Source organism: Corallococcus sp. AB030, from assembly GCF_003668965.1.
Lineage (GTDB): Bacteria > Myxococcota > Myxococcia > Myxococcales > Myxococcaceae > Corallococcus > Corallococcus exiguus.
In genome coordinates, this window is sequence record NZ_RAWQ01000414.1 from 1 (window position 1) to 2,374 (window position 2,374).

General features: G+C 67.0%; 2 protein-coding genes. Both read left to right on the forward strand.

The window, feature by feature from the left end:
* Positions 1 to 186 precede the first annotated feature (186 nt).
* Positions 187 to 1,749, forward strand: a complete 1,563-nt coding sequence (locus D7Y15_RS43145) for an acyl-CoA carboxylase subunit beta (protein ID WP_120580369.1) — start codon at positions 187 to 189, stop codon at positions 1,747 to 1,749.
* A 131-nt stretch (positions 1,750 to 1,880) separates the two neighbouring features.
* Positions 1,881 to 2,374: hypothetical protein (locus D7Y15_RS43150; RefSeq protein ID WP_121756190.1), on the forward strand; the 494-nt coding region annotated here is incomplete at its 3' end.

A 2,374-nucleotide genomic window follows, 5' to 3' on the forward strand; every position in this document is an offset into this window, starting at 1 on the left:
TTTTTTCAAGCAGAAGACGGCCGTGGGCTCGGAGATGTGTATAGGGGGCTCGGAGATGTGTATAAGTGACAGCCTGAACTTCCGTCCCGCCCCCGTCCCATGCACACCGGGCCCGGCCGTCCGCCCACCCCTCCAGGAGCAAGGGAAGCGCTGCCAGCGACGTCCAATCGTGTTAGAGCGCCCCCCATGGCCACGACCCCCGAGAACGATCCCTTGCGCGCACGGCTCCAGCAGATGGAGCAGCAGGCCGAGCAGGGCGGCGGCGCCGACCGCATCGCCAAGCAGCACGAGGCCGGCAAGCTCACGGCCCGCGAGCGCATCGACCTGCTGCTCGACCCCGGCTCCTTCAGCGAGCTGGACAAGTTCGTCACCCACCGCAGCAACGACTTCGGCATGGGCGACAAGAAGATTTTGGGCGACGGCGTCGTCACCGGCTACGGCACCGTGGAAGGCCGCCAGGTGTTCGTCTTCGCCCAGGACTTCACCGTCTTCGGCGGCTCGCTGTCCGGCGCCTACGCCCAGAAGATCTGCAAGATCATGGACCTGGCCACCCGCGTGGGCGCGCCCGTCATCGGGCTCAACGACTCCGGCGGCGCGCGCATCCAGGAAGGCGTGGAGAGCCTGGCCGGCTACGCGGACATCTTCCTGCGCAACACGCTGGCGTCCGGCGTCGTCCCCCAGATTTCGCTCATCCTGGGGCCGTGCGCGGGCGGCGCGGTGTACTCGCCCGCCATCACGGACTTCATCATGATGGTGAAGGACACGTCGTACATGTTCATCACCGGCCCGGACGTCATCAAGACGGTGACGCACGAAGAGGTCTCCAAGGAGTCCCTGGGCGGCGCGCTCACGCACAACCAGAAGTCCGGCGTGGCCCACTTCGCCGCGGAGAACGAGCAGGCCGCCATCGCGATGACGCGCGAGCTGCTCTCGTTCCTGCCCTCCAACAACCAGGAGGACCCGCCCTCGCAGCCGTGCGAGGACGACCCGTTCCGCGCCGAGGAGTCGCTCAAGTCCATTGTCCCGGCGAACCCGAACAAGCCCTACGACATCAAGGAGATCATCCGCGCCATCGTCGACTCGAAGCACTTCTTCGAGGTGCAGGAGCACTTCGCGAAGAACATCGTCGTCGGCTTCGCGCGCATGAACGGCAAGAGCGTGGGCATCGTCGCCAACCAGCCCGCGGTGCTCGCCGGCTGCCTGGACATCGACGCCAGCGTGAAGGCCGCGCGCTTCGTGCGCTTCTGCGACTGCTTCAACATCCCCCTGCTCACCCTGGTGGACGTGCCCGGCTTCCTCCCCGGCACCGACCAGGAGTGGGGCGGCATCATCACCCACGGCGCCAAGCTGCTCTACGCGTACGCGGAAGCCACCGTCCCCAAAATCACGCTCATCACCCGCAAGGCCTACGGCGGCGCGTACGACGTCATGGCGTCCAAGCACATCCGCGCGGACATCAACTACGCCTACCCCACCGCTGAAATCGCCGTGATGGGTCCCGAAGGCGCGGTGAACATCATCTTCCGCAACGAGCTGATCAAGGCCCAGGACGCCAACGCCGAGCGCAAGAAGCTCACGGACGACTACCGTGAGAAGTTCGCCAACCCGTTCAAGGCGGCGGAGCTGGGCTACATCGACGAGGTCATCCGTCCGGAGGAGACCCGCGCCAAGGTCATCCGCGCGCTGGAGATGCTCAAGGACAAGCGGCAGGAGAACCCGCCGCGCAAGCACGGCAACATCCCGCTGTAGCAGTAGTCCCCAGAAGGTCTGGAGCGCGCCCGCACGTCCCCTGTCGCCTGGGGGGCAGGCGGGCGTCGTCACTTCCGGAAATTCTCAGCTAACGCCGGGGCTTTCACGGGGCCACTCAAGGAGCCCCCCACGTGTCCCAGCAGCGCCGACTCGTTCTCTTCCTCTCCGACGTCGAAGGCAACCTCACCGCTCTGCGTCAGACGCTCAAGGGCGTGTGCGAGGGGCTGGACCTCCCCTGTCCCGAAGTGAAGTGGGTGGAGTCCCGTCCGGAAGCACTGGCTGACAGCGGCTGGCACGTCGCGGAGATCCCCCTCGTCTCCGGCAAGACGTCCGGCAAGGTGTCCTCCCCCGAGGAGCACCTGGACGCGATGACACAGGCCCTCTCCAAGGACTTCCGCGACCGCTCCATGGGCATGTACGTGGACCGGGAACACAGCTACGCACGCGTCTGCATGGCCGCCCCCAGCCGCCCACCCCGCGCCATGGAGGGCGAGTACCTGGACGTCCTGCGCCAGGCCGCGCGCTGGCTGGACGTGGAGACGACGGGGCTGGCCCGCCTCTTCAGCGGGAATGCCGCGCGCAACCTGCTGGCGGCGGCGGTGGACTTCGGGCCGGATGGCAAGCC

Excerpts from the sequence above, each read along its gene's own strand:
- D7Y15_RS43145 (WP_120580369.1), top strand. The coding sequence starts at position 187 with ATGGCCACGACCCCCGAGAACGATCCCTTGCGCGCACGGCTCCAGCAG.